Annotated in this window: 28 protein-coding genes and 2 tRNA genes; 15 read left to right on the plus strand and 15 right to left on the minus strand. The window is 59.9% G+C overall.

Annotated features, from left to right (window positions below; translation table 11 throughout):
• Positions 1 to 11: 11 nt before the first annotated feature.
• The 6 genes from P9L99_05750 to P9L99_05775 form a co-directional block, all read right to left on the minus strand.
• Positions 12 to 512, minus strand: a complete 501-nt coding sequence (locus P9L99_05750) for a hypothetical protein (protein ID MDP8222846.1) — start codon at positions 510 to 512, stop codon at positions 12 to 14.
• Positions 513 to 679: 167 nt separating this feature from the next.
• The gene (locus P9L99_05755; protein ID MDP8222847.1) at positions 680 to 1,204 is read right to left on the minus strand and encodes a hypothetical protein; all 525 of its coding nucleotides are present in this window, start codon (positions 1,202 to 1,204) and stop codon (positions 680 to 682) included.
• A gap of 10 nt (positions 1,205 to 1,214) precedes the next feature.
• Positions 1,215 to 1,904, minus strand: coding sequence for a hypothetical protein (locus P9L99_05760; protein ID MDP8222848.1), 690 nt, complete (start codon positions 1,902 to 1,904; stop codon positions 1,215 to 1,217).
• Positions 1,901 to 2,476: a sigma-70 family RNA polymerase sigma factor gene (locus P9L99_05765; GenBank protein MDP8222849.1), complete on the minus strand. Its 576-nt coding sequence runs from the start codon at positions 2,474 to 2,476 to the stop codon at positions 1,901 to 1,903. The genes P9L99_05760 and P9L99_05765 overlap by 4 nt, the downstream gene beginning before the upstream one ends.
• Before the next feature lie 348 nt (positions 2,477 to 2,824).
• The gene (locus tag P9L99_05770; GenBank protein ID MDP8222850.1) at positions 2,825 to 3,274 is read right to left on the minus strand and encodes a SoxR reducing system RseC family protein; all 450 of its coding nucleotides are present in this window, start codon (positions 3,272 to 3,274) and stop codon (positions 2,825 to 2,827) included.
• A gap of 8 nt (positions 3,275 to 3,282) precedes the next feature.
• Positions 3,283 to 4,299: a glycosyltransferase family 2 protein gene (locus P9L99_05775; GenBank protein ID MDP8222851.1), complete on the minus strand. Its 1,017-nt coding sequence runs from the start codon at positions 4,297 to 4,299 to the stop codon at positions 3,283 to 3,285.
• Between the two features lie 183 nt (positions 4,300 to 4,482).
• Between P9L99_05775 and P9L99_05780 the strand changes: the two genes are divergently transcribed.
• The 5 genes from P9L99_05780 (at position 4,483) to ablB (ending at position 8,555) form a co-directional block, all read left to right on the plus strand.
• Positions 4,483 to 5,367 carry a zinc ABC transporter substrate-binding protein gene (locus tag P9L99_05780; protein ID MDP8222852.1) on the plus strand — a complete coding sequence of 295 codons (885 nt, stop codon included), beginning with the start codon at positions 4,483 to 4,485 and terminating at the stop codon, positions 5,365 to 5,367.
• Positions 5,364 to 6,137, plus strand: a complete 774-nt coding sequence (locus P9L99_05785; GenBank protein MDP8222853.1) for a metal ABC transporter ATP-binding protein — start codon at positions 5,364 to 5,366, stop codon at positions 6,135 to 6,137. Before P9L99_05780 ends, P9L99_05785 begins: the two co-directional genes overlap by 4 nt.
• Entirely contained in the window at positions 6,134 to 6,985 is an 852-nt protein-coding gene (locus P9L99_05790; protein MDP8222854.1) for a metal ABC transporter permease, read from the plus strand. The genes P9L99_05785 and P9L99_05790 overlap by 4 nt, the downstream gene beginning before the upstream one ends.
• Before the next feature lie 120 nt (positions 6,986 to 7,105).
• Entirely contained in the window at positions 7,106 to 7,522 is a 417-nt protein-coding gene (locus P9L99_05795; GenBank protein MDP8222855.1) for a MerR family transcriptional regulator, read from the plus strand.
• Positions 7,509 to 8,555 carry a putative beta-lysine N-acetyltransferase gene (gene ablB / locus P9L99_05800; protein MDP8222856.1) on the plus strand — a complete coding sequence of 349 codons (1,047 nt, stop codon included), beginning with the start codon at positions 7,509 to 7,511 and terminating at the stop codon, positions 8,553 to 8,555. Before P9L99_05795 ends, ablB begins: the two co-directional genes overlap by 14 nt.
• A gap of 18 nt (positions 8,556 to 8,573) precedes the next feature.
• On the opposite strand, the gene P9L99_05805 is transcribed toward ablB, so the two are convergent.
• From P9L99_05805 to P9L99_05820, 4 genes are read right to left on the minus strand one after another with little or no spacing between them, the layout of a single operon-like run.
• Complete coding sequence (locus P9L99_05805) at positions 8,574 to 10,334, minus strand: hypothetical protein (GenBank protein ID MDP8222857.1); 1,761 nt, start codon at positions 10,332 to 10,334, stop codon at positions 8,574 to 8,576.
• 56 nt (positions 10,335 to 10,390) lie between these two features.
• Positions 10,391 to 11,047 (minus strand): RlmE family RNA methyltransferase, encoded by a 657-nt coding sequence (locus P9L99_05810; protein MDP8222858.1) that lies wholly within the window; start codon positions 11,045 to 11,047, stop codon positions 10,391 to 10,393.
• A 39-nt stretch (positions 11,048 to 11,086) separates the two neighbouring features.
• A complete protein-coding gene (locus P9L99_05815) occupies positions 11,087 to 12,130 on the minus strand; it encodes a hypothetical protein (GenBank protein MDP8222859.1) in 1,044 nt (347 codons plus the stop codon).
• Positions 12,123 to 12,857, minus strand: coding sequence for a hypothetical protein (locus P9L99_05820; protein ID MDP8222860.1), 735 nt, complete (start codon positions 12,855 to 12,857; stop codon positions 12,123 to 12,125). Before P9L99_05820 ends, P9L99_05815 begins: the two co-directional genes overlap by 8 nt.
• A gap of 63 nt (positions 12,858 to 12,920) precedes the next feature.
• Here P9L99_05820 and P9L99_05825 point away from each other — a divergent pair, with 63 nt between their 5' ends.
• The 4 genes from P9L99_05825 (at position 12,921) to P9L99_05840 (ending at position 15,765) form a co-directional block, all read left to right on the plus strand.
• Entirely contained in the window at positions 12,921 to 13,793 is an 873-nt protein-coding gene (locus P9L99_05825; protein ID MDP8222861.1) for a hypothetical protein, read from the plus strand.
• A gap of 124 nt (positions 13,794 to 13,917) precedes the next feature.
• Positions 13,918 to 14,715, plus strand: a complete 798-nt coding sequence (locus P9L99_05830; protein MDP8222862.1) for a MotA/TolQ/ExbB proton channel family protein — start codon at positions 13,918 to 13,920, stop codon at positions 14,713 to 14,715.
• A gap of 3 nt (positions 14,716 to 14,718) precedes the next feature.
• Positions 14,719 to 15,144 carry a biopolymer transporter ExbD gene (locus P9L99_05835; protein MDP8222863.1) on the plus strand — a complete coding sequence of 142 codons (426 nt, stop codon included), beginning with the start codon at positions 14,719 to 14,721 and terminating at the stop codon, positions 15,142 to 15,144.
• Positions 15,145 to 15,156: 12 nt separating this feature from the next.
• Positions 15,157 to 15,765, plus strand: a complete 609-nt coding sequence (locus P9L99_05840) for an energy transducer TonB (protein ID MDP8222864.1) — start codon at positions 15,157 to 15,159, stop codon at positions 15,763 to 15,765.
• Between the two features lie 255 nt (positions 15,766 to 16,020).
• Here the strand turns inward: P9L99_05840 and P9L99_05845 are convergent, their stop codons facing one another.
• Positions 16,021 to 16,413, minus strand: a complete 393-nt coding sequence (locus P9L99_05845; protein MDP8222865.1) for an OsmC family protein — start codon at positions 16,411 to 16,413, stop codon at positions 16,021 to 16,023.
• Between the two features lie 258 nt (positions 16,414 to 16,671).
• Between P9L99_05845 and P9L99_05850 the strand changes: the two genes are divergently transcribed.
• The 3 genes from P9L99_05850 to P9L99_05860 all read left to right on the plus strand — a co-directional run bounded on the left by P9L99_05850 (position 16,672) and on the right by P9L99_05860 (position 20,260).
• Positions 16,672 to 17,718, plus strand: coding sequence for a glyceraldehyde 3-phosphate dehydrogenase NAD-binding domain-containing protein (locus P9L99_05850; protein MDP8222866.1), 1,047 nt, complete (start codon positions 16,672 to 16,674; stop codon positions 17,716 to 17,718).
• A gap of 13 nt (positions 17,719 to 17,731) precedes the next feature.
• Positions 17,732 to 18,736 carry a type I glyceraldehyde-3-phosphate dehydrogenase gene (gap, locus tag P9L99_05855; GenBank protein ID MDP8222867.1) on the plus strand — a complete coding sequence of 335 codons (1,005 nt, stop codon included), beginning with the start codon at positions 17,732 to 17,734 and terminating at the stop codon, positions 18,734 to 18,736.
• A gap of 273 nt (positions 18,737 to 19,009) precedes the next feature.
• Positions 19,010 to 20,260 (plus strand): response regulator, encoded by a 1,251-nt coding sequence (locus P9L99_05860; GenBank protein ID MDP8222868.1) that lies wholly within the window; start codon positions 19,010 to 19,012, stop codon positions 20,258 to 20,260.
• Here the strand turns inward: P9L99_05860 and P9L99_05865 are convergent.
• From P9L99_05865 to P9L99_05875, 3 genes are all read right to left on the minus strand, one after another.
• Positions 20,257 to 20,700: a hypothetical protein gene (locus tag P9L99_05865; GenBank protein MDP8222869.1), complete on the minus strand. Its 444-nt coding sequence runs from the start codon at positions 20,698 to 20,700 to the stop codon at positions 20,257 to 20,259. The two genes, P9L99_05860 and P9L99_05865, sit on opposite strands and share 4 nt — an antisense overlap.
• Positions 20,701 to 20,773: 73 nt before the next feature.
• Positions 20,774 to 20,845 (minus strand) — tRNA-Cys (locus tag P9L99_05870).
• Between the two features lie 9 nt (positions 20,846 to 20,854).
• Positions 20,855 to 20,926 (minus strand) — tRNA-Gly (locus tag P9L99_05875).
• 199 nt (positions 20,927 to 21,125) lie between these two features.
• On the opposite strand from P9L99_05875, the gene P9L99_05880 reads away from it, so the two are divergent.
• The gene (locus P9L99_05880) at positions 21,126 to 21,974 is read left to right on the plus strand and encodes a hypothetical protein (GenBank protein ID MDP8222870.1); all 849 of its coding nucleotides are present in this window, start codon (positions 21,126 to 21,128) and stop codon (positions 21,972 to 21,974) included.
• A 7-nt stretch (positions 21,975 to 21,981) separates the two neighbouring features.
• Here P9L99_05880 and P9L99_05885 read toward each other — a convergent pair whose 3' ends face one another.
• On the minus strand, positions 21,982 to 23,124 hold the full coding sequence (locus P9L99_05885; protein ID MDP8222871.1) for a SpoIID/LytB domain-containing protein: 1,143 nt from the start codon (positions 23,122 to 23,124) through the stop codon (positions 21,982 to 21,984).
• A 186-nt stretch (positions 23,125 to 23,310) separates the two neighbouring features.
• On the opposite strand from P9L99_05885, the gene P9L99_05890 reads away from it, so the two are divergent.
• Both P9L99_05890 and P9L99_05895 read left to right on the plus strand, forming a co-directional pair.
• On the plus strand, positions 23,311 to 24,693 hold the full coding sequence (locus tag P9L99_05890) for a sulfatase (GenBank protein MDP8222872.1): 1,383 nt from the start codon (positions 23,311 to 23,313) through the stop codon (positions 24,691 to 24,693).
• 76 nt (positions 24,694 to 24,769) lie between these two features.
• Positions 24,770 to 26,173 carry a sulfatase gene (locus P9L99_05895; protein ID MDP8222873.1) on the plus strand — a complete coding sequence of 468 codons (1,404 nt, stop codon included), beginning with the start codon at positions 24,770 to 24,772 and terminating at the stop codon, positions 26,171 to 26,173.
• Position 26,174 lies beyond the last annotated feature (1 nt).

The following is a 26,174-nucleotide window of genomic DNA, read 5'->3' on the forward strand; positions in this document are numbered from 1 at the left end:
CGGCCGGTGATTCATTCTCCCGCGCGGTCGATGGCCTCGTACGTTTCCTGCCGGGCCGCGGCGAAATCCGCACTCTCCGGCAGCACGTAGCGCTCGGCGCGCGTGAACCAAGTTGAGACACCTTGGTAATTGCGGTACGCCCCAGGCTGAGACGTCGGCACCGTCACCCGCTCCCGTTTGCCCAGCGACCCCTTGCGACCGGTTTTGGACCACCCGATTTTTTCCATGATGATCCGCACCGCAACGCCGACCGCTTGGCGAAACCGGCGGGTTTCGTGAGCGTCGACCCCGGCCAGAAACGCCCCAACCTGCGGCTGCGCTTCCAACTCCCGAATCACGCCCGCCAAGGCGGGCCGGTCATGATCGAGCTCCGCCTCAGCCATACGCCGTACGCGGTCGGGCCGGGCCAAGAATTCGATAACCTCCCGCAAATCAACGCGAGTGTCGGCCATCACGTCGGCGAATCGACTTCCCTGCGAGTCCGCTTGAAACTCGGTAAAACTAATGACCATGGCGTGTTTCCTTTCGTGTGTCTATGTTTTGTAGCGCGATTATATCGCCCTCCACTAACGACACGCAAGGGTTTTTTTCGGTTCCCATAAAAATAGTGAAAAATGCCGGAATACGAGAAACGCCGGGACAGGCCCTCAGTGAACGGGCGCGTGATATCGGAGAGAGGCTATTTGTCGTTCTGCCGCCGCTGTTGCCGCATGTGGTGGCGTCGTTTGCCGCGCACGTCGTCCATGACACGCTGCATTTCGCGCTGGAATTTCTTTTCGAAAAGCATGAATTTCGCGCTGCGTTCGGCGCCGAGTTCTTTGTTGAGTTCGCGGTACTGCTCGTCACGAATATCCATGATTTCACGTTCGTGGGCAAAGATAGTCTGCACGTGTTTCTTGAGTTTGGCTTCGTTGGGCTTTTCGCTGATGAGTTCCTTATGCAGCTCAACGTAGGTTTTTTCGACCTTTTCGATCACGGTGCGGAAGCGAGCGTCGTATTTCTGGATGATGGGAAAAAGGCGCGCCGACTCTTCGGAGTTGAGTTCGAGCACTTCAACCAGCTTGTAAAGCCGCACCATTTCCAGCCGCTTCATGGCCTCGGCGCGGCTGTGTACGTCGCCTAGCGGATTCTCGTCCTGCGCCGCGGCGAGCGCCGGCAGGATCAACAGGGCGAACAGTGAAGCGACGATCAACAAGCGGCGCATGAATGCCTCCTTAGATCTTCCAGTTTTTGACGCTTATGGAAAGTTGGTCGGCGACTTCGACGATTTCGTCGGGATGCAAGTCGGTGATTTCATAATCAGCAGCCGACGGCGAGGCCGGCAGGGCGCCCGGCAGCGTGATCTCGGCGTCATCTAGCAGGGGGTCGACCATCATTTCGGTGACGGCGAGGCGCAGGTCGTCCAGTTCGTCGCTTTTGAGCGTCGCTACGGCTTTGCGCAGTTCCGGATTGACGTTGGCCACGTCGAAAATATCCCCGGCGTTGCGCTTGGTGATTGCCACGCCCTTTTTGGCCACAAAGGTGGGCTCGCCGTAGCTGTCGCCGTTGGGCAGTTGGCCGGTAAAGACGAGCGTGGACACCACGGCCACCATGACAATCGCGGCTGCGGCCCCGGCACGCACCCAAACACCGGGCGCCCAGAACCAATTCCAGAAACGCCGGAACCAGGGGATCCTCACGGTGGCCAAGTTCTGCCTCAGGCGCGGGTAGAACGAGGCGAAATAGGTCTCGCCCGGTTCTTCGGCCGGGTGGGCGACGGCCTCCAAGGCGCGGCGAATTTCTTCGACTTCGCGCGCGCAGTCGGGGTCTTGGGCCACCAACAGTTCAACGGCTTCGGCTTCTTCAGGCGACAGTTCGCCTTCGAGCCAGTCGATGAGCAATTCGGTTCGCTTCTCGCACGTCATGCGGTGCTTTCTCCAAAGTCGGACAAGATCGTCTTCAACGCCTTGACCGCGTAGTGATAGTTTACTTTCGCCGCCGAAATCGAAATGCCGACGGCCTGGGCGATTTCGGCGAAACTCATGTCGCCGAAGGCCCGCATCTGCAAAACCTCGCGCTGCCGCGGCGGCAGCTTTTCCATCGCGCGCCGAACGATCAACCGCCGCTGATGCGTCTCGATGTCTTCCTCGACGCTGCTGTAGGTTATCGCGGAGCGTTCGGTGATTTCTTCACCCTGCCGGCGCGCCCGGTCGCGGATGAGGTTTTTGGAATAATTCATCGCAATGCGAAAGATCCAGGTCTTCAAGCTCGAGCGTCCCTCGAACTTGCCCAGGTTTTTGTAAGCCGACAGGAAGGTTTTCTGGGCCACCTCGTCGGCGTCCTGGTGGTTCCCGACCATCTTCAGCGCCAAGAAGTACACCATGCGTTGGTATTTCTTGACGAGAACTTCGAAAGCGAACTCTTCTCCTTGCTCAACGAAGCGTTGAACGAGGGCTTTGTCGTCATCTAGCAGCATTTCATCAGCGCCTATCGTCAAATCTTGCCTCGTTTGTCTGGACACCCCGGTAAAGACGCAGGTTCAAAGGCCTTCATACACCATAAACGCCGAAAAAATAAGGAGGTGCGCCGGCTGCACGCGGTTTTGGGTCAAGGCTCAGCCTGGGGGGCCGGGCACGGGCGCCCGCTCCTACGGTTTTGTGTGAGGCTCGCCGAGGCGGCGAGGACGCCGGTCGATGTGGCAACGACGTCGTCAGACGCAATCGGTTTTAGCACCGTACCTTGTCCGATCGCGACTAAAGTCGCCCCCACGGTTTTGTGTGAGGCTCGCAGAGGCGGCGAAGACGCCGGTCGCTGATGCAGCACCGTCGCCGGGCGCACTCGGTCTTTAAAGTGTTTCGATGATGATGGGGGTGAAGCTGCCGTCGGGTTTGACGCGGGAAAAGATCAGTTTGAGGAACACGAAACCGAGGACGAGGCCGACGATTGCGGTGATGGCGCGGGCCGGGTCCACGGCGAGAGAAAAGCCGAGCGCGGCGAAAAGCGTCGGGCCCGCAAGTGCGCCGGCGAAAAGTAGGACGAGGGGAAAGAGGTAGGCCAGCGCGGCTAATCCCAATACGCGGTTGGGGTGCATGGCCAGGCGCACGCGTTGTCCGGCCTGAGCTGAGGCGCGGTTGATGGCTTGGACGATGATGACTTTTTGCTGGGCGTCGGCGGCGCATATGCAACCGGCGCCGCACGAGGCCGCGCAGCCGCCTTGCCGGACCTCGACGGTAGCCAAGGGGCCCTGCAAGTCGAGTACGATTCCTTCTTCCATCAATTCGGGTGTGTTGCTCATGGTCTTTCTTAGTCGCCCGCGGCGGCCGGATGCTTACGCTTTTCGGATAAATACATCCACAATCCAAGGCCGAAGCCCATCACGCTGTAGAAGTACGTGATGCTGATCATAATAAGAAACAACGCTGAAAAAACAAGACCTTTGACGCGAAACACGTACCACCAGATGCGGACGTTAAGCATCACGTAGACGACCAAAACCACCAGAACAAAGGGAGCGGACAGCGTGACCGGCAGCACCCACAAGGTCGTGAGGGCCACGGGCAAAAACAGGGCGATCAAGATACCTGAGACAACATTGCCGATCTTGAGGTTGAGGTCGAGGTTGAAGATGTTTTCGCGCGCCATCAGCTTGGTCCAGGGTATGGCGCGGTCGAACAGGTCGGAGCGAATCAGGCTCGACAGGCTGTATTTTTTGGCGTGGCAGACGCGAAGGGAGGGGTCGAGGCGAATGGTTGCGCCGTTTTTGTGCAACCGGTAGCCGAGTTCGATATCTTCCACGCTGGCGGCGGTGTAACTTTGGTCGAATCCGCCGATTTGCTGGAAGGCCTCGCGGCGCACAGCCCCGCAACCACACCAAAACGTGATCGCCTCCCGTTTGCTGGTCAAGTGTGTGAAATGATGGACTAAATTCTTGTATACGGAGGCAAAATTGTCCGCTTCGGGAAAAATCGTATACGCCCCAAATATGGCGTCCAGCTCGGAATCGTAGGCGAAGCGATCCATCATCGCCGCGATCAACCCGGGCGGCACAAGGACATCGGCATCGATGAACACAAGGATATCGCCCGCAGCGGCGGTCACGGCGTGATTGCGGGCGGCGGCGGCGCCGGACTGGCGTTCCATGGTCAGGAGCGTGACATCGCGTTCCCGGGCCAGCCGGGCCGAGTCGTCGGTGCTGCCGTCATCGACGGCGATGATCTCCAGATTCTCGGAATCACAGCGCTTAATACTGTCGAGGCAACGGCCGAGGGTGCCCTCGGCGTTGTAGAACGGAACGATGATGGATACGGCCGGTTGTTGCATAGTGCGGGAACCCTGCCGCATGTATACCCAGCGAAGCCGGTTCGGTCAAACAAAAAACGTGCGGATCGCTTTCGAGGGCCGTTCGTTGGGTGATTTAGCGGCGGCAAGCTTGACGGATGTGAATTCGGTTGCAATATTTGGGGCGTATCAATATTGATAGGATGGTATCAATTAGGGGGCAAAATGACCCAAAAAGCGGCGATATGGAGTGTTATGGCGCTTTTGCTGTGCCTTGGGGTCGCGAATGCCGCGGCTGCGCCGCTCGAGGTGTTTGTCAGCATCGTGCCGCAAAAGTATTTCGTGGAACGCGTCGGCGGCGAAGAAGTCAGCGTCGCGGTGTTGGTTGGGCCCGGCCGGTCGCCGGCCACTTATGACCCGACTCCGGCACAGATGGCGAGGCTCTCGCGGGCGGCGGTGCTCTTTCGTATCGGCGTCCCTTTCGAAAACCGCTTGATGACGAAGATCCCGACGGTGTGCCCCAACCTGCGGATCGTCGACACGCGCCGCGGCGTGAAGTTGCTGGCGATGGAGGAGGATCACGGCCACGATGACGGCCACGACCACGCCGGGATGGATCCGCATATTTGGCTGGACCCGAAACGCGTGAAAGTTCAGGCTCGCACCATCGCCGAAAGTCTCAGTGAATTGCGCCCGGCGGCGGCGGCGACGTTTCGCGCCAACCTGGCGGCGTTCGAGCGCGATTTGGACGAAGTGGACGCCCGTATCGGCCGCGTGCTGGCCCCGTTCCGCGGACGCTCATTCATGGTGTTTCACCCCTCCTACGGATATTTCGGCGACTCCTACGGCTTGGTGCAGATCGCGGTGGAAGCGAGCGGCAAGAGTCCGGGGCCGCGGCAAATCGCTCGTTGGGTGGACTGGGCCCGGGCGGAAAACATCCGTATTGTCTTCGTCCAACCGCAATTCGCCTCCAGCGCCGTGCACACGATCGCGCAATCTATCGACGGGGCGGTCGTGCCCATGGACCCGCTGGCGGAGGACTACCTGACGAACCTGGAGGCCATGGCCCGGCGAATCGAAGAAGCGCTGGGAGATTCGGAGCGACCGTGACGACCACACCCGCCATCGTCGTGGAAAACCTGCATTTCGCCTACAACGATGATGCCGTCTTCACCGGTGCGCATTTGGCGGTCCATGAAGGCGATTTCGCCGGCGTCGTGGGGCCCAACGGCGGGGGGAAGACCACCCTGCTCAAGCTTCTGCTGGGGTTGCTGCAACCGCAACAGGGCGTCATTCGCGTGCTTGGGCAAGAGCCGGGGGCGGCGCGGCAGGCAATCGGTTACATGCCCCAGTCCGTGGATTTGGACCCGGCGTTTCCGATCACGGTGCGCGATGTCGTGATGACCGGGTGCTTGAGCCAGCATCGATGGTTTGGGCGATACACGGCGGCGAACCGGGCGGCGGCCATCGACGCGCTGCGGGATGTGAAGTTGGCCGAGTTGGCGGATCGCTCTTTCGCGAACTTGTCCGGCGGGCAGCGGCGGCGGGTGCTGATTGCCCGGGCCTTGGTGGCCAAGCCGCGTCTGCTGCTGTTGGACGAGCCCACGGCGAATCTGGATCCGGGAGTCGAGCAAAGCTTTTACGAGATGCTCAAGCGGCTCAACGAGCGGCTCACCGTCGTGGTGGTGTCGCATGACCTGTCGTTTGTTTCCGAGTACGTGCGCAGCGCGATCTGCGTCAACCGGAACGTTGTCGTCCACCCGACCGGCGAGTTGCCGCCCGAGATGATCGGCAGCCTGATGGGGGCGCGCCAGCGTATCGTCCGCCACGATCACATCGATTCATCGACCGGTGACGACGAAGAAGGCTGTTGCCAATGACTTTTCTGGCCGATGTCGCCCAGTATCCGTTTTTGCAGTACGCCTTATTGACCGGGCTGCTGGCCAGCGTGGCGTGCGGCATTGTGGGCACGTACGTGGTGACGCGGCGGATCACCTACCTGGCCGGGGGCATCGCGCACTCGGTGCTCGGCGGGCTGGGCGTGGCGCGCTACCTGCAAAAAGTACACGGCTGGGAATGGTTTCATCCCTACTTGGGCGCGTTGATCGCCGGGCTGCTGGCGGCGTTGATCATCGGCGTGATTAGTCTGCGGGCCAAGCAGCGCGAGGACACGGCCATCGGCGCGCTGTGGGCCTTGGGTATGGCGGTGGGCATTTTGTTCATCGCCCGCACGCCCGGATACGATCAGGATCTGATGAGCTACTTGTTCGGCAACATCCTGATGGTTTCGCCGCGGGAACTGTGGCTGATCGCCGCGCTGGATGTCTTGGTCGTCGCGGTGGGCCTGGGGTTTTACAACCACTTCATCGCCATCATTTTCGATCGCGAGTTCGCCCGGTTGCGCGGGGTACCGGTCGATTTCTTCTACCTGCTGCTGCTGTGCCTCACCGCGGTGACCGTCGTGCTGCTCGTGTCGGTTGTCGGCATTATCCTGGTGATCGCCTTGCTGACGTTACCCGTGGCAATCGCCGGGGCCTTTACGCGAACCCTGGCCCAGACCATGGCGCTGGCCACGGTCACGAGCATGGCGTTGACCACGGGCGGGTTGGCGGTAAGTTACGGGCCGGACCTGCCGGCCGGAGCGACGATTATCGTGCTGGCCGGGGTGACGTATCTGCTCGTCGTGGCTCTGCAAGCCCGGCGTCGAGCGCCATCTGTGACGAACTAAGACGGCTAACCAAGACCGCCGATTCCGACCAGCCTTGCCAAACCCGTTGCTTTTCCCTAAAATTAGGCAAGAAAATTACCACTGCGTAGGAAATTAATGTATCCGTTTTGGGGGTAAAACATGCGGATTTCTGATCCCGAAAAGGGGTTGTTTCCGATTGGTACGGTTGCCGATATTATCGGTGTTTCGCAAAAGAAATTGAGGGTTTACGAAACGAATGGGCTTGTGCTTCCGGCCCGTTCGGAGGGCAATCGGCGCCTTTATTCGAAGCGAGATGTGGAGCGATTGACCCTGGTACATTATTTGGTCTCGGTGCGTCGCGTGAACTTGGCCGGCGCGAAAGTCGTTCTGGAAATGCTGGACATCATGCCCGCCAGAATGCGTCGCCTGTTTATCGTCTCCATCGAATCCGAGATCGCGTCGATGACAGCGGCCGACCGCCAAGCATTTGAGGCGCGCACCCCGAGCGGCCGGCATGATGCAGAGGCCCCTCAAATATTAAATATCCAAAGGAGCAAAACAAATGAGTGCGAGTAAAACCGAGTTAGAGAGCGACAAGGCGGCGTTAACCACGCCGTCGGTTGTCGCCGACGACGAAAACGGCAGTGCGATATCCGATGAATGGGGTGGCCTAGAACCGACGGACAAGCAAATGGGAATGGTCCAATTCACGCTGGACAAAGGCGTGAGAACCACGGTAGTCGGCACCGTCTACGGACTCGATTTCGAGATCGAAGGAGACGGCTATTCGCTGCGCGTCTTTTTCGATTACTACAACCGGCGTTTGAAGGTCCTCGACTACGAAGCCGAGGATTATTCGGGGATGATCAAACGCATGGCCCATCTGGCCGAGGCAAACAGCTTTGACAAGGTGTTCATCAAGGCTCGGCTGAAAGATTTCCAAATCTTCCTATCGCACGGCTACATGATGGAAGGCGTCCTGCGTTACTATTTCCACGGCGAAGACGCTTACGTACTGTCACGCTTTTCGTCGCTGGAACGAGCAAGCAGCGACGCGCTGGTCAAAGAAGCCGAATTAATTGAAAACCTGATCTACGGCGAGCGGCCCAAACGCGAGCTCCCACCCCTTGATTCGGACGTGGTAATCACCCGCGCCAAACTCGAGCACATCCCGGCTTTGGTTCAAATTTACCGCAGCGTGTTTGAAACCTATCCATCTCCGCTAACCAATCCGGATTACATCAAGGCCACCATGGATCGTAAGTCCATCTATTGCCTGGCGTTAAAGAACGGCGCGGCTGCTGCCGCGGCCAGCGCGGATATCAGCGGCAAGCACGGCAACGCCGAGATGACCGATTGCGCCACTGATCCGGCCATGCAAGGAAAGGGCTTGATGAAACATATCCTCCTGAATTTGGAGGACGATCTGCGGCAGCAAGGCGTGCAAACCGCCTATACCCTCGCAAGGGCGATGAGTGTGGGTATGAACAGTGTGTTCTACCGCCTCGGATACGAGTTTTCGGGCCGCCTGATCAACAACTGCGACATTTTCGGCCAATTCGAGGACATGAATATTTGGGTGAAGCGTTTGGCGTTTCCGGCCCGTTAAGCGAGCCTTCCCGTTTATTCACTCGTCGAGATCAACGACAAACACGCGGTGAATCCCGCCATCGGCAACGAAGGCCTTGGTAAGGAAAGCGCCCTCCCCCTTCTCGATGCTGCGCCACAAGCGCGGCTTGAATTTCATCAATTCGCCATCGACGTAAACAGCGTCGACGCCGTACTTCGCCAGCCAATTCCGCAGGCTTTCGGCGTTCCAACCCTCGTCGGTTTGCAGGCTCGACATATCCCGGTAGCTCTGCAGCGCACCCACAACCACGGTCGGTGAGAAAGCCGCGATCGCTTGGTTCGCGCCGAAATGCGCCCGCAGAAACGCCATGGACGCTTCGTCGGGTGATCCCCCCAGCGCACGGCATTTCACATGAATGCCGGGAATGAGTACCGCCGCCACGAAAAGAGGCAGGAAAACCAACGCCGCCGCGCGCGCGTACCCTCTGGTCACCAAGAGGCCCGCCGCGAGCACGGAGGCGAAAAAGCCGCTCGTCAACAAGAGCAGCGCCATGCTCCCGGCGATCAATGCTCCCAGGCAAATCGCGAGCACGATCACCAAGAAGCCCTGCAGCATCCGGCGACTCGCTTTTCCGCTCAAGCAGGTTTGCAGGCCGACGGCGGCCAACGCCAGCAGCGACGAAAACGAAAAAGCGAGGTATTCGGCTCGGAAGAAAGTAATGAAGTACGCCAGCAAATAGGCCGGCCACAGCGCCAGCAAATACAATTCGGTACGCCGGCCGCCTTGGACCAACGACCACGCCCCAATCAACGCGAGCAAAATGAGCAACGGCGCTTTCTCCGAGCCGTAAGCGTCCGAAATTTTGGCGGGCAGCGTGGCGATTGTGCGGCCGAGCCGCCGAAGGAAGGCCCGCGGATTGTGGGAAATCGCTTTCATGATGGAGTGATCGTTCGCGGCCGGTGATCCGTAAAGCGATTCGGACGCGCGCATACCGGCTACGGGCACGAAATCGGCCCCAACCTCGTCGGCGAAAACGAAACCCTCGCCCTGCGTAAACGCCAAATAGGCGCGTTCCTTCAAATGCCAATGGAAATCGCCCGTCACCACGCCGTAGCAGGCAAGATACTGACCGACAATCAACAAAAAGGGCACGAGCGAGGCGACGACGAATCCAAGAAGTTTTTTGCGGCGGAAACCAATCCACAACGACATCGCGAAAAACAACACAAACAAGACGAGCCCGTCGTTGCGGGACAACGCGGCCAAAGACACCAACACCGAGGCCGCCGCGACCGCTTTCCATCGCCCGGTGCGCGCGGCGTCAAGAACGAACACCAGCGCAAGAGCGGCAAAAGCGGCAAAGAGGCCGTCGCTGGAGTTGTTGAGAAGCACGGCCGAAGGCGCCAACGCCACGAACAACACGGGAAAGACGAGGGGCGAAATTGTTTTGCGGTAATGGGCGGCGAAAAGCAGGCAGCCTCCCCAAAGCAAAAACAGCATCACGAAACGGCCGACGGTGGCCGCTTTGAGCAGCCAGAAAACGTCTTGTTTCAATCCGGCGTACGGCGCGACGTATAAGAAGCCGGTGAGCGGATTCTCTGCCGGTGCGACCCACTCGAGTTCGGCAAGGGCACGGCCGTTGGAAATGTAAAACGATTCGTCCCAGTTTATTTCGGCAAGGTTCGGAAAAAGCCGTGGCGTGAGAAGCAGGATATCCATCGCGATCAAGAGCGCAATTGCGGGGACGAGAAACCATCGCGTGTTAATGCCGTGGACGCTGAGCGGGCGATCCTCGATCGACAGGGCGACCTCCGCCAAAAAGATAAGAATGGTCCGGGCGAAACGGATGTTGGCCGGGCTTTTGCCTTACGCCGCTAAAGCGCCTTTTTCTTCAGCGCGACGATGAACACTTCGATGCTTTCCTTGCGCGTCGCCTCAGGTCGTACGCACCGCACTTTCTCGTAGGCGTCTTTCACATCGCGAAGCAACGCCTCGAAATCCGGCCCCTGGAAAATCTTGGTCACAAAAGCCGAGCCCGGCGCGCCCAAGCGCAGCGCCCACTGGAAAGCCAACCGCGCCAATTCGGCGCTCCGCGCCTGGTCGACATTGCGCACGCCCGTGGTATCCGGCGCCATGTCGGATAACACAACGTCAAAGGGCTTGGTTTCCTCGCCCAGATCCACGCCTTCGAGAAGATCGCCGACGATCGTGCGAACTTGCGGCGCCTGCACGTCGGTCGGCCGGAGATCAATACCGACAACTCGGCCCGATGCCGTCACTTTTTGCGCGGCGTATTGGAGCCAACCGCCCGGAGCGCAGCCCAGGTCGAGCACCCGCGCCCCTGGGACGAACAGGGAGACGCGGCGGTCGATTTCCGCCAGCTTATACACGGCGCGCGAGGCGTAGCCTTCGTCTTTGGCACGCTGGGCAAAGTGATCCCAACGCGGGTCACCGCTGGTGGGCTTGCCGCTCTTGGCTTTTCCTATTTGCTTGGCGTCGCCGCGCCGCCGTTTGTCCAGGCGTAATCGCATGGCGGCAGCTTAGCCTACGCCGCCGCCGAGCAAAAGGCGTTACGGCGATTCGTTAAAGTAGGTGCGCGAGTCTTTCGCCCAATCCTCGGGGCGCTGGTCCATTACTTGCTCGCCCAGCACGACCTCGAAAAAGGAGCGGTCATTGCGCGCGAAGCGGTCCCAGTTGCCCCGCGCCAGCAGACGGCACGTCAAATGCACGTCGTCGTGCGCCGGCTCGGAAAGATACACGGCTAGGTTGAAGCTGTTGCGGTTCAAGTCACGGTACCAACGCTGCAGGCGCAGCAGGCCGTCGATCATCTCGGCGGCCAACTCGTCGGTGAGGGCATCAAACGACGCGGGCACAGGCGCCACGCCCCACGTTTCCAAATAACCCTGCGGCGCCCACATGTGCAGCCAGTCCCAGGAACCGGTGCGGCCCACGTAGCGCTCGCCGAGGCGGCGCTCGGTTTCCACCAACAACGGCCAAAAGGGCCGATCGTGACGCACGGCGGCTTCGATTTGGCAGCGGCGCAAGGTCTCGGTGAACGTGGGGCCCTGCGCGTCGGCCTGCACTTGCAGGTGCGGATGCACGAGGGTGCCGCCGCTGGCCGGCAGGTGGTTTTGGGTGATCACGCCCATGCGCATGGCGGGGTCGGCGGCGCGAATCTTCAGCAGGTAATCGCGGCTGAGCAGCACGGCGTCGAGCAATTCGTCGGCGTCGTAATCGCCCACCTCTGTGTAGTGCTGCGGGCCGATCACCGTCACCACGCTGTACGGGCCGTAAGGGGCGATGTTGGGGAACAGAAACGCCTTGCCGCGTCGCATGAAACGAACGCCGAAGCGCTCTTCATCCAGGGCGCAGGCGCGTTGGTCAATCACGTCGGGGCAAAACGGACAGTCTTCGTAGCTGGCCGCGATCGGTTCGGATAAATCGGGCCACGCCGTCGAGCGAAGGTTTTTGCCGACCACCCGTGGCGGCGTGATGCGCGTACGGTGACCGGTCAGCGGGCAGATGCGGATCTCCGTCGGCAGTTCCACCATGGCGAATTCACGCCGGGGGTCGCCGAAACGGGCCGTGACGATCTCGCGTTGAAACTCAATCATGGTGTCCAAAACTCGCCAGCGCCCCAAGGGCGCGATGCAGTTGCCGCCGGTAGCGCGGGCGCATAAAGCCCGGCCGCCAACGGCCGCTCCCCACGTTGTCACTAACCACGACCACCGCCGCGGCGCGAACTTTGCGCAAACGGGCGACGGCGTAGAGGGCCGAAATTTCCATTTCCACCAGCGAGCAACCCTTTTCCCGATACGTCGCGACGCGCGCGGGCGTTTCGTAAAAAAGCGTGCCGGTGGTCCATACTTTTTGACGTTGGGTCGCGAGGCCGCACTGTTCGAAGTGCGCCTTCAGGCGGTCGAGAAGTTCCGGGTCGGCGGCGAAATCGCGCTCGCCGGGAAAGTAGGTCGGCGAAACGCCCTCGTCGGCGTGGGCCGATTCGACCAAACACAAATCGCCGAAACGCAGGGAGTCGTCCAGCGCGCCGGCCAGGCCGAAAAAGAGTAGCTCCTTGGCCCCTAGCGCAACGGCCTCTTCGGCGACGACGGCCGCGTGGGGCGCGCCCAAAAACGGCCCGATGACGCCGGCCGCGCCGGGTGTCGGCGGTTCGTAGTAACGTGATTCTCCGAAGTTTCGCGCCCGCCGGCGGTCGACACCGAGATGAGCCAGGTAGCCCTGCAAGTGCTTGCGCAGCGGGACGAGTACGACACGCGGTGTGACAGCCCGTCGCAGCTTGGTGGTGGTTGTCGGTGAAATCAGCGGTCGATCGGCGTCGTGCATGGGCGGTGTTGTATCGCACTTGGCGCGGTTCTACAATCAGCGCGAAAACACCCGGGAGGGGAAATGAAACGGTTGACGTTGGTGATGCTGGTTCTGTTGCTCGCCGCCATGATGACGGCGGGACGTTGCGGCGACGACGATGACGACGAGCCGATCGTTGCCGGCGACGACGACGATGCCGGCGCTTGCGACAACAACACCGCGCCAACCCTCACGGCGGCGATTTGGTATGCGAGCAACGAAACCTTGACCGCACCGCCCACCTTTGCCGAATACACCGGCGTCCAAGTGTTCCTCACCTACGAAGACGCCGAGTGCAACCTGGGCGGCGGTCGCGTTCGCTTCGTCGTCGACGACGAGACGCCGCAGGAAAACATTATTCCCACCGATATTCCCTGTGACGGCGCCGCCGACAAACAGGTGCTGGGTTTCGACCTGACGGCCGCCGGTGTGGGCTCGCACACGTTGACCCTGCAACTCGTCGACCGCTGCGGCGAGGCCAGCGACGACCTGGACCTACCCTTTTCCTTGACTGCTTATGAAGAGCCGACCGACGACGACACCGTCGGCGATGACGATACAATTGCCGAGGCGACCACGCTCGTGGGCGAAATTGGTTTCTACGGCGAATCCACCGACCTGGCCGGTCGGCCGGTGTGGATTCTGCTCTTCACCGAATGGCTCCCCGGCGCGGCGGTGCCCGTCGCGTTCGTGCAACAAACCGTGCCGGAGCAAGGCTTCCCCTTCGACTACGAATGGGACCTGGATGCAGCGGAAGTCGCCCCCGGCGACTATTTCGTGTTCGCTTTTCTCGATATCGCTGACGAGGACGGCGTCTTCAACGAAACCATCGACGCCGTACACGCGCCCTTCCAGGCCACGACAATTATTGCGGGAACGGCGACAACCCAGAACCTCACGCTGGTCGAACCGTAGCTTCCTTTCGCGTCAAACAGAATCCTAACCAGTTGGTTTCATTGCCCTACGCGCTTGCCACAAGGTTGCGATTCTGTCATTCTGGCGCGGCTTTTCGCCGATAGCCCATGAAGGAGACCGGCTCGTGAATGCATTCGTGTTTCAGGTCTTAGCGACGATTTCCCAGGCCTCTCCCACTCCGGCCGCCAGTCCCATTCCGGGGGATGTGACGCCCGCGCTTACCGCCACCCCCCTGGCCACACCCTTGGCCGAAGCGGTTACGCCACTGAGCGAAGCGGTAGCGGATCCTGGTTTCGCCGTGCGCCTGCTTGAGTTCATCGTCAAAGGCGGACCGGTGATGATTCCCATGATCCTGTTGGCCTTTGTGGTCATCGTGTTGATTGTGGAGCGTTACCTCTACCTGCGCCAAATCAACAAGGGCAGCACGCAGTTCTCGGTCGATTTTTTCCGCCTGTGGGACGCGGGTAATCGCGTCGACGCCCACACGCTGGCCAAAAAGCATGACGGCGCAATCGCACGGATGATGGCCGGAGCTCTGGGGTCGCTGGAACGCGGTAAACAGGCCATTCGTGAAGCCATGCAGGAACAGGCGCTGGATGAAATGCCCGCGCTCAACCGCTTCATGTCGGCCATCGGCACGATCGGCACAATCATGCCGATCATGGGCTTGCTGGGTACGGTCACGGGAATGATCAAGACCTTCGAAGTCATCACGGTCAAAGGTACGGGCGACCCGAAAGCCCTGGCCGGCGGCATCAGCGAGGCGCTGATCACCACGCAAACCGGCCTGATCTTCGCGATTCCGATTTTGCTTTTCCACACGTTCCTGGCCGCGCGGATCGATCGCTACCTCAACGAAATGGAAAAGAACGCAACCCGCCTTTTGGCCGGCCTGAAAGACCAAGGAAACAACGGGGCGTAAACGATGCTGCAACAGACCCTGTTCAAACTCGAGCGCAAGCCGCCGGAGCTGTCGATCGCGCCCCTGATCGACTGCATCTTCCTGCTGCTGATTTTCTTCATGGTCACGACCACCTTCACCAAAGAAACCGGCGTGACGGTGAAAAAACCTGTCGCCAAAAAGGCCGACGTGATGCTGGATCAAAACCTGCTGGTCGCCGTCACCGAGCAGGGCGAATTCTGGTGCGAAGGCGAGAAGGTCGACGAAGGCGGCATCTATACCAAGGTGAAGAATCGACTCAAAGAGTATCCGGAAACCAACGTGATTATTCTGGCCGATAAAAAAAGCATCACCCAATGGGTGATCACGGCTTTGGATACCGCTAAACAGGCCGGCGCGAAAAAGATCTCCATTGCTGAAAAGCTCGAGGTCGAGGCGCCGGCGCCGTAGCGGAGGCAGGTGGTGCGCAAGCGGCTTTTCATAGGCGTTATCGTTTCGCTGGCGCTGAACCTGATCGTGTTCGCCGGGCTGCTGGCCCTGGCGGCGCGGGGCGATTTCGACCTCGCGAAAATTATTCCCGTCGACTTCATCAAAATCGAAGTGCCCAAGCCCACGCCGGAGCCAACGCCGAAACCCACCCCGACACCACCGCCGAAAAAAGAACCGACGCCGCCCCCGGAACCTACCAAAGCGCCGATTGCCGAAGACCTCAACGCCACCGAACCGGCGACGATTCAATCCGCCCCCGTCATCCAGGACACGCCGGTTCCCGTACCGCAAACGGTCAACGCCTCGCAACTGGACAAGGCGCCGAAGATCCTGCGATTCGTCAAACCTCAATACCCGCTGCTGGCCAAGCGGGCCGGCCGACAAGGCGTCGTACGCTTACGCTTCCTGGTTACGAAAAGCGGCCAAGTTAAAAACGTCAAAGTACTTTCCGCCCCCAAAGGGCTCGGCTTCGAAGAGGCCGCCGTCGCCGCCGTCATGCAATGGAAATTCGCCACACCCATGTTCAAAGGCAAGGCCGTTTCCGCCTGGGTCGTCCAATCCATCCGCTTCAAACTCGACTGACCGGGCCAGGCTGAGCCTGGACCCAAAACCGCCTGCGCCCGACGACGTCACTGCATCACCGAACGCTCCCGCCGGTCGCTCGGCGAGCCTGGGCAAGGCCCGGCGCAAAGACCGCCTGCACCCGACGACGTTGTTGCACCCACGACCGCTCCCGTTGGTCGCTTCGCGAGCCCAGGCAAGGTTAAAAACCGGCAGGGGCGGGCCGTGAAGCCCGCCCCGACCGCGAAAACAGGAGGAGGAGTTCAATGACGTGGTTTAAGTCGCAATGGTGACGCCGATGTTCGGTGGATCGGCTAGTGCTTTTTTCACCGCGCACATGCCCGCGGCGCGGGCGATGGCGCCATGATATTTCTCGGGGATTTCCGGTGGTAATTGGATCTGCAGTTCTACGCCGCTCAATCGGGAAGTGGTCGGATCGAAAGCGTGTTTCTGAATGAGCTCCGCTCCCTCGATCGGCAAATTTCGGCTCTGTAAAAAGCCGAGCACGTAGATTCCCGCGCAGGTGCCCAACGATGCCAGGAACAACTCGTAGGGCGCCGGGGCCGTGCTGTTGCCGCCGGCTTGCGTCGGCTGATCGGTCGAAATTTTGTAGCCGTTGATCTGGGCGTCAACTTTCTTGTTACCGCCAAAGCTCACTTTGATGTCCATTGCCGTTCCCTTTCCCAAAATAACGGGGTTTACCCAGTTATATTCGTTTATATTGATATAGTAATAATGCTATTCGGGAAAGCAAGTACAACTCCTTCTTTTTTTGCCGTAGAATCCGAAGTGGTATTTCTTCGGCCACTTCGCGGCCGCAGGACGCTTTTTTTTCGAGAATTTATCCATGGCGGATTGCTTGACCCTTGCGGAAGCCGCCTTAACTCTATATATGCTGCGAGTTCACACTTGTAATTGGAGGAGAACATGGCGATTCGAGTAGCTCTCAACGGCTTCGGCCGAACGGGACGCGCCATTTTGCGTGAGGCGAAGCGCCGCAAGGTGCCGTTCAATTTCACGCTGATCAATGACCTGGCCGATCCCGCCCTGCTTGTTGCGAACCTGCGATTCGACTCGGTGCACGGGGCCTATCCGAAAAAGCAAGTGAAGATCACCAAGGATGACAAGGGTCATCATGTGCTCGTCTTCGGGACGGACCACATCCGTATTCTCGGCGAGCGTGACAACGCCAAACTTCCCTTGAAAGAAATGGGCGTCGACGTAGTCATCGACACCACCGGGGCGTTTCCGACGCAGAAACAGTTGGCCGCCCATTTCAAGGCCGGGGCGAAAAAAGTCCTCATATATCCGCCTCCCAAGGCGTACGACCCCGACTATTCGGTCATCATGGGCGTCAACGAAGACGGCCTGACCGGCCGCGAGAAGGTCATCAGCGCCGGCAGTTGCACGAGCAATGCGGCCGGACCTCTTGTCAAATTGCTCGACGAGCATTTCGGCATCGAGACCCTGTACCTCTCGACCGTGCACGCTTACACGAGCGACCAGCGCTTGCTGGACTATCCGCACGAGGATGTGCGGCGCGGCCGGGCGGCGGGCTTGTCGATCATTCCGACCTCCACCAACGCGGGCACGGCGATCGAACGCATCCTGCCGCACCTCAAGGGCCGGGTGTTCACCGGTGCGCATCGGGTGCCGGTTCCCGACGGCTCGATTGTCGATTTGACGTTCCAGACGGGCAAACCGACAACGGTCGAAGCCATCAATAAAGTATTCGAAAAGGCGGCCCGAAGCCGGGCGCTGCGTAACGTCTTGGAGTACACCACCGATCCGCTGGTGTCCGTGGATGTGGTCGGCAGCCCCTATTCGGCGATTTTCGACTCGGCGTTGACCCAAGCGGTCGATGAAAGCCTTTTGAAAGTGGCGGCCTGGTTCGACAACGAGATCGGTTACGCCAACCGCGTGATCGATGTCTTGTTGAAACTCGACGGCCTCGGCAAAAACGTTTGGTCTTGAAAGGAGACACCCGATGGCACTGCGCGTAGCGATTAACGGATTCGGTCGTGTCGGGCGCTCCGTTCTACGGACCGCCCTGCAGCGAAACGTCGACCTGGAATTCGTCGGCATTAATGATTTAACCAACCCCGAGAAACTGCGCCTTTCGTTCAAATACGACTCGATTCACGGCGTGTTTCACGAAAACATCGCGCTGGACGGCAAGTATTTGGTGGTCGGCGGCAATCGAATTCGCCTCACGGCGGTCAAAAACCCCGCCCGGCTGCCCTGGAAAGAACTCGGCGTGGACGTGGTCATCGATTCCACGGGCGTGTTTCGCACGCGCGACCAGCTCGAAGGACACCTGAGGGCCGGCGCCAAGAAGGTCGTGTTGGCGGTTCCGCCTAAGGACGCGCTGGACGCGACAATCGTCATGGGCGTCAACAGCGACATGCTCCACAGCGGCATGAAATTGGTGTCCAACGCTTCCTGCACAACCAACTGCGCCGCCCCCGTGGTCAAGGTACTCAACGACAACTGGGGCATAATGCGCGGTTACATGGTCACGGTGCACGCCTACACCAACGACCAGCGTTTGCTGGACTTCCCCCACAAGGACCCGCGGCGGGCCCGCGCGGCGGTGCAGTCGATCATCCCCACGACGACCGGCGCGGCCAAAGCGATCGGCCAGGTCATTCCGGAGCTGGAAGGCAAGCTGCAGGGCATGGCTTACCGCGTGCCTGTGGCCGACGGTTCCGTAGTCGATTTAGTGGTCGAGTTGCGTAAGAAGGCGTCGGTTCGGTCGATCAACAACGCGATGAAGCAGGCTTCAATGACCGATCTGCGGGGCATTTTGCAGTATACGACCGACCCCATCGTGTCGGTGGATATCATTGACAATCCGCACTCGTCGGTTTTCGATTCGCTGCTGACCCAAACCCTGAACGGTAATTGGGTGAAGGTATCGAGTTGGTACGACAACGAGTGGGGGTATTCCAACCGCATCATTGACCTGCTGGAGCGCCTCTTCTACGTCTAAGCAAAACCGAGCAACTGACAAAGGCGGGCCGCCGGGCTCGCCTTTTTTTACCGAAAACGCCATTTGTTTTGTCGTTACCGGCCACCTGCGGAACTCGCTAGAGGGCTGTAAGCCGCCGTTTGAGCGGACGCTCGTCTACCGCCATAACTGTTTGATTATACTAGATTAGTGAGCGTATGGGCCTCCGGCAGAACGGCGCGGGGTTGCAACGAGGCACGGTTATCAAGATTTTCTTCTTTGAGAACCAGTGCGAAATGATTATGATGGCAGCACATGAGCATACAACGGTCATACAGGCCGCCTCACTCTCCTTTGCGCGGGATCTTGTGCGTGTCCGGCGACGGTCCGACCGCCCAAGAACTATGTCGGATGTTGCGAAAACGCCGCTTTCGCGCCGAAGCAGCCGTGAGCATGGCCGAGGCCCTGGCCAAGATCGAGCAATACACCCCCTCGCTCGTCTTGATCGATTTCCATTTGGCCGACGGCACCGGCGTCGAGCTCGCCAGCCGCCTGCGCGACATGCCGCGCACGGCTAAATTACCGGTGCTGATGCTGGCCACGGCATTCCAGGCTGAGCACTATCGCGCCCATCTGGGTCCTGAAGGCCCGCAGGGTTGGCTGCACAAGCCCGTCGACGAAAGCACGCTGGCCAAAGCTGTGCAGTTGTGGATCGGGGCCCGCGTGAGGGACCGGTCGCGACCGGTCGAGAGCGGCGAAATCGAAAGCACGCGCTCCCTACCCGAGGGCGGAGGAACTTTCGCGGAGCTACCCGTCGCTCGGGTTTTGGTGTTGGCCGGGCGACGCGGTCGGGGTCAACTCGTCATTGAACGTCACGAGCACTGGTTGCGGATTTCGCTGAAAAAGGACGCCATCGAGGGCGTCTCGAGTTCCTATATCGATGCAATCTCACTGGGGCGTATGCTGCTTTTATCGGGCCGGATCAACAGTGACGCCTTGCGGGATGCGCAACCGGCGGTTGCCGCCGGTACTCGCTTGGGCGAATGGTTGATCGAGCATGGATTGCTCACCAAAGAGGAATTGTATCAGCATCTGCGGCAGCAGATCACGGTCAAGCTGACCGATCTGTTCTCTTGGCGCTGGTATGATGCCGCGTGGACCTACGATCCGACCGACCTACCCTTGAACGAGCATGTGGCCGAGCACCTGGGTCTAAAAGATATTGTTTTCACCGGAATCGCCAAATACTACGACCGCGACCGGTTGGAAATGATTTTCACAAAGCGGCGCCGTTTGCAGCGCCCCCTCATTCCCACGACGCCTCACGTTGACGACCTGCCCGTGGCGGCGAGACGAATTTTGCAGGCGGCCGATGGGCGATCGATTTCCGCCCAGGTGCGCGCGCGCGCCGGGATGGAAGTGTTGCGCTTCTATCAGATTGTTTATGCGTTATGGGTGTTGGACTTAGTACGCTTCGGCGATCCGGTTGAAGACAAGGGACGTACCGTCGGTTTGGACGACGAACTGTTCTTCGCGGCGCGCGAAACCGTCGGCAAAAGCCGTTAGGGCGCCGTGGGCGGGATGACCGCCGTATGCAAGATCACATTGGCAAACTGACCGCCGCAACGACCTTTGATTTCCAGATTCTGTCCCGGTAACAAATTGAGCGCCTGCTTGTGGTACTTGCGTGCAAACATCACCTGCACGCGGCCGGCGTCGCCGCCGAGCATGACGTAGGGTTTCTCCTCCACGTCGACGCCCACATTATCCACAATGCCTTTGACGAGGATAACGCGGTTTTTGTAGCGCTCATCGGCCTTGGCCTCGTCACCAGCAAAGGCGATGGTTAACTCGGCGGCGGTTACTTCGGCCTCCGCGGCTTCGTTTTCCATGCGACTGGCTTCTTTTTCGATCTGCTGCGCTTCGGTAAGATTCTCGTCACCCGACGTGCATGACACAGCCAATAAGAAAACCATTACCAAGAACAATATCGCGCCGTGTTTCATGGTTCGATCCCTTTTACCAAACAAATAGTAGACTATTTCCATACCACGTTCGTGAAGAAAAGAAAGGGGGGAAAGGCGGCGACCGGATTCGAACCGGTGCGTGGAGGTTTTGCAGACCTCTGCCTTACCACTTGGCTACGCCGCCAAAAAAAAGAGCGGGAAACGGGAGTTGAACCCGCGACCCCCGCCTTGGCAAGGCGGTGCTCTACCACTGAGCTATTCCCGCAGAGTCCCTCGTGCTTCGGGGACGGCAAATATTGCCTGACACAGAAAAAATGTCAAGCACAAAATATGGCCCTTTCGAGCCGCATTGTTCGCAATATCGTGGGTAATAATGGGAACTTTCTCATCCCGGCAGCCTCCAATCAACTATGCCTTTCCTTTCGCGAAAAACGGCACTCGGCCTCGGAGTAACAGCGGCGGCTTTGTTCGTTGTCGCTTTTGCCCTGCTGGCGAAACCGGCATTCGTCGGCGTGAACGCCGCTCCGCTTCATTCGATCATTCCGCGACCTCCACAATTGGCGGATGCGGATGCGAAGATTCTCGCGAAACGGCTGCAGCCGCTGTCGGATCGGCATCTGATGCTTGGGGGCGCGGTCGCATGGGATCTGCAATCGAAACGCTCCATACGCCTGAAAAAGCAGCAAGCCAAGCGCGCGGAGGTCGCCCGGCGCTACGGGGAAATTCGCCAATGTTGCCTCGATCTTCGCGGCCGATTACGCTCCGAAAAGCGCGCGACGGCGTTGGCCGAGGTCGAGAAGTTGCTGCCCCACTTGCTCATCGTATACACCATGCCGCCCTGGCAGGGCACGACCTGGGATTTCAACGGCGCCAGCGACACGCCGGGTCAGGGACAAATTGCCTGCGGATATTTCGTTGCCCAAATTCTCTACGCGGCGGGATTCGATTTCCGCAACAAAAGCACGGGCGACGGGCGACGCCTATTTCCCTTCGCCATGCTGGCTTCAGAGCCGGCGATGAAAAAGCTGATCGCCCCCCAAAAGCTCAAGCGGTTTTCCGACAGCCCGGTCAAGGAAGTAGAAACCTGGCTGCGTAGCCAAGGCGACGGTGTGTACCTGGTGGGGCTCGATCAGCATTTTGCGACGCTCATCGTCTCCGACGGTAGAATTTGGATCTGGCACGCCAAGCCCGGCCACGACGTGCGCTTCGAGCGACCGGCGGACGCGCCATTTTTTGCCGAATCACGCTACCGGGTGGTTGGTAAATTGGGTCCGAAAGCCGCCCAAGTGTGGCTCGACGGCGTTCGCCTGTAACCGTTGTTCACCAGATTCTGGCCTCTGGGAAGTAAAAATGCAGGATGTCCTCGGCGCTGCGACCCGCCTTAGCCTGCGCGAGCGCCCCGGCCTGACAGAGCCCGACCCGGTGCCCAAAGCCCTTGCCGTCGAGCATCACAATGTGCGCCTGGTTGGAGATCGCGAAATCATCCGACGGCGCGGTGTTCCATCCCAACTCGCGACACAAGGTCATACGGAAACGCCAAGCGGGCACGCTGCCGCCGCCGGTGAGGCTGATCAGCGGATTGCCGTGCCTGCGTTCGGCCCGCGCAGCGCCGAATTTCGACTGCAAAAACGCCGTCCACTTCTCCAGCGGCACACGGCGATTCCATCGATACCACTTGTTGTCGCGGCACCAGGCGCGACCTTCCTCGTCGGCGCACCGCACGCCATGCAGGTGGCTCCACGAGGCGAGTTTGGGCCACACGTCACGGACATGTCTGGTGCGACCGCCGCAACAAGCGTGATAAAAAGCCGGCGCGCGCCGGCCGTCCACCGACAAGGTCCAGGCGGCGGTGCGGCGAGCGACGTCGCTCAGGTTTTTGGCGCGCGGACCGGTGGGCAAGCCGCGGAACATCTGAACGCGGGTGTCGTCGGCAACCGGTCGCCGGCCTTGGTCGCCGGCCGCCAGGGCATGGTGCCGCACGACGACGGCGAGGGCTTCCAAGTAGGCTTTTTCATCGTGAACGGTTTCGGCGGCCAGTACGCCGGCCACGTAGTCGTCGAGGGGCAGTGTGATCTCCAGCCGCAGCCGTTGGTCGCGCTCGGCCAGTCGCAGCGCACCCGAGTAGCGCCGTTTTTCAGTCCCGACATGAATGAGGAATGTGGTGCCGGCGGCGGTTTGAGCCAGAACAAAGGGGGCGCGGGTCAGACGTTGTTCGCCACAAACGACGCCGCGCTCGGGACCAGCCAGAACGATGCGGCAATCCTCGGCGGGCAATGTTGCGCCCCCCGCGTCGCTGATGTGCCGCCCGGGCGCTTGCAGACGCACCTCGCTCGGCGTTTTGGCGAAGAGAGCGCGCACCGTGATATCGTCCGCGGCGACCGCTGGTCCGGCGAGGCCGAGCAGCAGAAAAAGCAGGACGCTAACGGCGGTGATTTTCGGCATAATGCGCGAAACTGCGGTCATGGATCTTCTCGACCTCCGGCGGAAAGCAGCCGGCCGGTAGTTGGTTCTTCACCAATTCCCCGGCGATTTCGCGGCAGTATATCACAGGGTCGCGCGGTATCCGGGGTAACTCGCCAAAGGGCCCGTGATTTGTTAAGGTTTCCGCTTCGTTGGGCCGCGCGCGCGGCCCCGAATGGAGGATAGCGTTTGCGGAATTGGTACGCACGAAGCCTGCTTGTTATCGCGTTGGCGCTGGTCATGGCGCTGGGCGCGTCGTGCTTTGGGCGGCGGGGGCCGGACAAGCCCCATGTCGTGCTGATCGTCATCGACACCTTGCGCGCCGACCACGTGGGAAGCTACGGCTACACGCGGCCCACAACGCCGAATCTGGACTTTTTCGCCAAGGATGCCGTTCAATTTGACAACTGCCAGGCACCCGCAAGTTGGACGGTGCCGAGCATGGCTTCGATGTTCGCCGGCGTGTACCCGTGGCGGCACGATATTCAGACCGCGGAAACCACCGGCCAGCGGGGCATCAAGACCCAGGCGAAAATGAGCGACGCCTTCCTCACCATTGCCGAGAGCTTGCAGAAAGCGGGCTACGAAACCCTCGGCGTTACCGCCAACACGCATATGGACCCCAAATACGGCATGGCACAGGGCTTCGAGCACTACGAAGTGTTCAATTTCGCCAACCGCAAGCCGGTCAACAAGCAGCTTAAAACGTGGTCGAAAAAACTGCGGCGCCTTCATCGGCGCGGCAAGCCGTATTTTCTGTACGTGCATTATTTCGACCCGCACCATCCGTATTTGCCGGTGCGGCCCTTCCTGGATAACTGGCGGCCCGGCGTCAAGTTGGCCGACGTCAAGCCGATGATCAAGGACCAGTTCATTCCCAAGGTCACCTCGGGATACTTTTACGATCATCCGGCCAAGATGCAGCTACTGATCGATCTGTACGACGCCGAAATTGCGGGAGTCGACGCGTCGGTCCGCAAGCTGTTGGACATGCTGCCCGGCGATGACAATATGATGGTCATCATCACCGCGGATCACGGCGAGGCTTTCGGCGACCATAAGAACATGCTCCACGGCGGCGATTTGTACGCCGAGCAATTGCACGTGCCGTTGATAATTCGTTTTCCGAAGCGCCAATACGCGGGCCGCGCGGTCGGCAACCTGACCAGCTTGATCGATCTGTACCCGACCATCGCCACAGCCGCCGGGGCCCAGAAGCCGCCCTACCTGGATGGCGTGGATCTCGCGGCGTACCTGGGCGCCGAACCACCGAAGCGCGAGCGGGTCTACGCGCACATCTCGCGGGATCCTGCCTACTTGTGGTCGGCGGTCATTGGGTCGAAAACCAAATGGATGTTTCACGGCAAGCTTCATCACGAACTGCTGTTCGACCTGGCTGAAGATCCGCATGAGCTGCACAATCTGTCTGAGAAAAACAAGGAGCAATGCGCCGCGTGGCGCAAGCATTGGGAGCAGCGACCGAATCCGGGCGTACTGTTTACCGCCGGCACGACCGGCGAGGAAATCGACCCCAAGCTACGCGAACAATTGCGGAATCTGGGTTATTTGTGATGCCGCGTTGGCGCGACGGCCAAAAAGAGATTAAAAACATAAAGACGTCTTCAGTAACCGAAATGAAAGCAGTTTGATGTTGACTCAACGAAACAGGACGATTTTTCTCCGGATCACAATCGCGATATTCGCCCTTGTCGTGTTGCTGTTGCCGGGATGCAAAAACCTGAAACAGGGCCGGACCGGGCGGCAGGCGAAGCCGCCGGTGGTGATATTCGTGATCGACACGTGGCGGGCCGATCACGCGGGTTGCTACGGTTACGAACGCAACGTGACGCCGAATATCGATCGCTGGTCCCAGCAGGCGACGCGTTTCGTCACCGCCCATTCGCCGTCGAGTTGGACCGTCCCGGCGATGGCGTCGATGTTCACCGGTGTGTATCCGTGGTCGCACGGCGTGGTGAAAGCCGAGATTTCCGACGCGAGCAAAGTAGACTATCAGCCCACACTGGCCGAGCAGTTCACGACCTTGGCCGAGGCGATGAAAGCGGCCGGATACGAAACCTTCGGCGTGTCGGGCAATTACCATCTGCATGAGAAGTACGGCATGGCGCAGGGTTTCGATCATTACACCGCGTTTGGCTTTCGCACCCGCGATCCGGTCGATCTGCAAATCAAGGATTGGTTGCCCAAGCTGCAGCAACTGCAGCGGCAGGGTAAGCCATATTTCTTGTTCGTGCTTTACTTCGACCCGCACCACCCCTACTTGCCGGTCGAGCCTTTCATCAGCCAGTGGCGGCCGGATTACGATGAGGACAAGCTGCGCGAACTGGTGGGCGAAAGTTTCGCGAAGCGGGCCTACGCGGGGGATTACGACAACGACCCGAAAACCTTGCAGATCTTCAAAGACTTGTATGATTCGGAAATCGCCGCCGCGGACAATTCCGTCGGGCGCTGGCTCAAGGAGTTGCCCGGCATCGACGACGCCTTGGTGGTCGTGACCGCCGATCACGGCGAAGCCTTCGCCGATCACCAGAACATGATTCACGGCACCGACTTGTACAACGAGACGGTGCACGTGCCACTGCTCGTGAAATTCCCGGGCGGCGAGTACGCCGGAAAGGCGCCAACTCACGCAGTGAGCACCGTCGATTTATATCCGACGATTGCCGATTACACGGGCGCTTCGCTTCCGGCCTACCTGGAAGGACAAGACCTGCTGGCCGGGCTGGCCAAGCCCGACGCGAAACGTTACCTGTTCGCCGAGACCGAGCGGGCCGAGCAAGCGCATTGGCGGGCGGTCATTACGACTCAGGAGAAGTGGGTAATGCGGGCTTCGGATAAGGTACAGAAGTTTTACAACTTGCTGGCCGATCCGACCGAGCAACGCGATCTTTACGTGCCCGAGCACGAGCCCTCGTCGAAATTCTATGCGGTGTGGGTCAAGCACAATCGGCACAAGCCGCTTTACGAGCCGGGCAGTGCGGGCGAGGTGACCAAAGAATTGCGCGATACGCTCAAGGAGTTGGGATACCTGTAGC

This window comes from Candidatus Lernaella stagnicola (assembly GCA_030765525.1).
Taxonomy (GTDB): domain Bacteria; phylum Lernaellota; class Lernaellaia; order Lernaellales; family Lernaellaceae; genus Lernaella; species Lernaella stagnicola.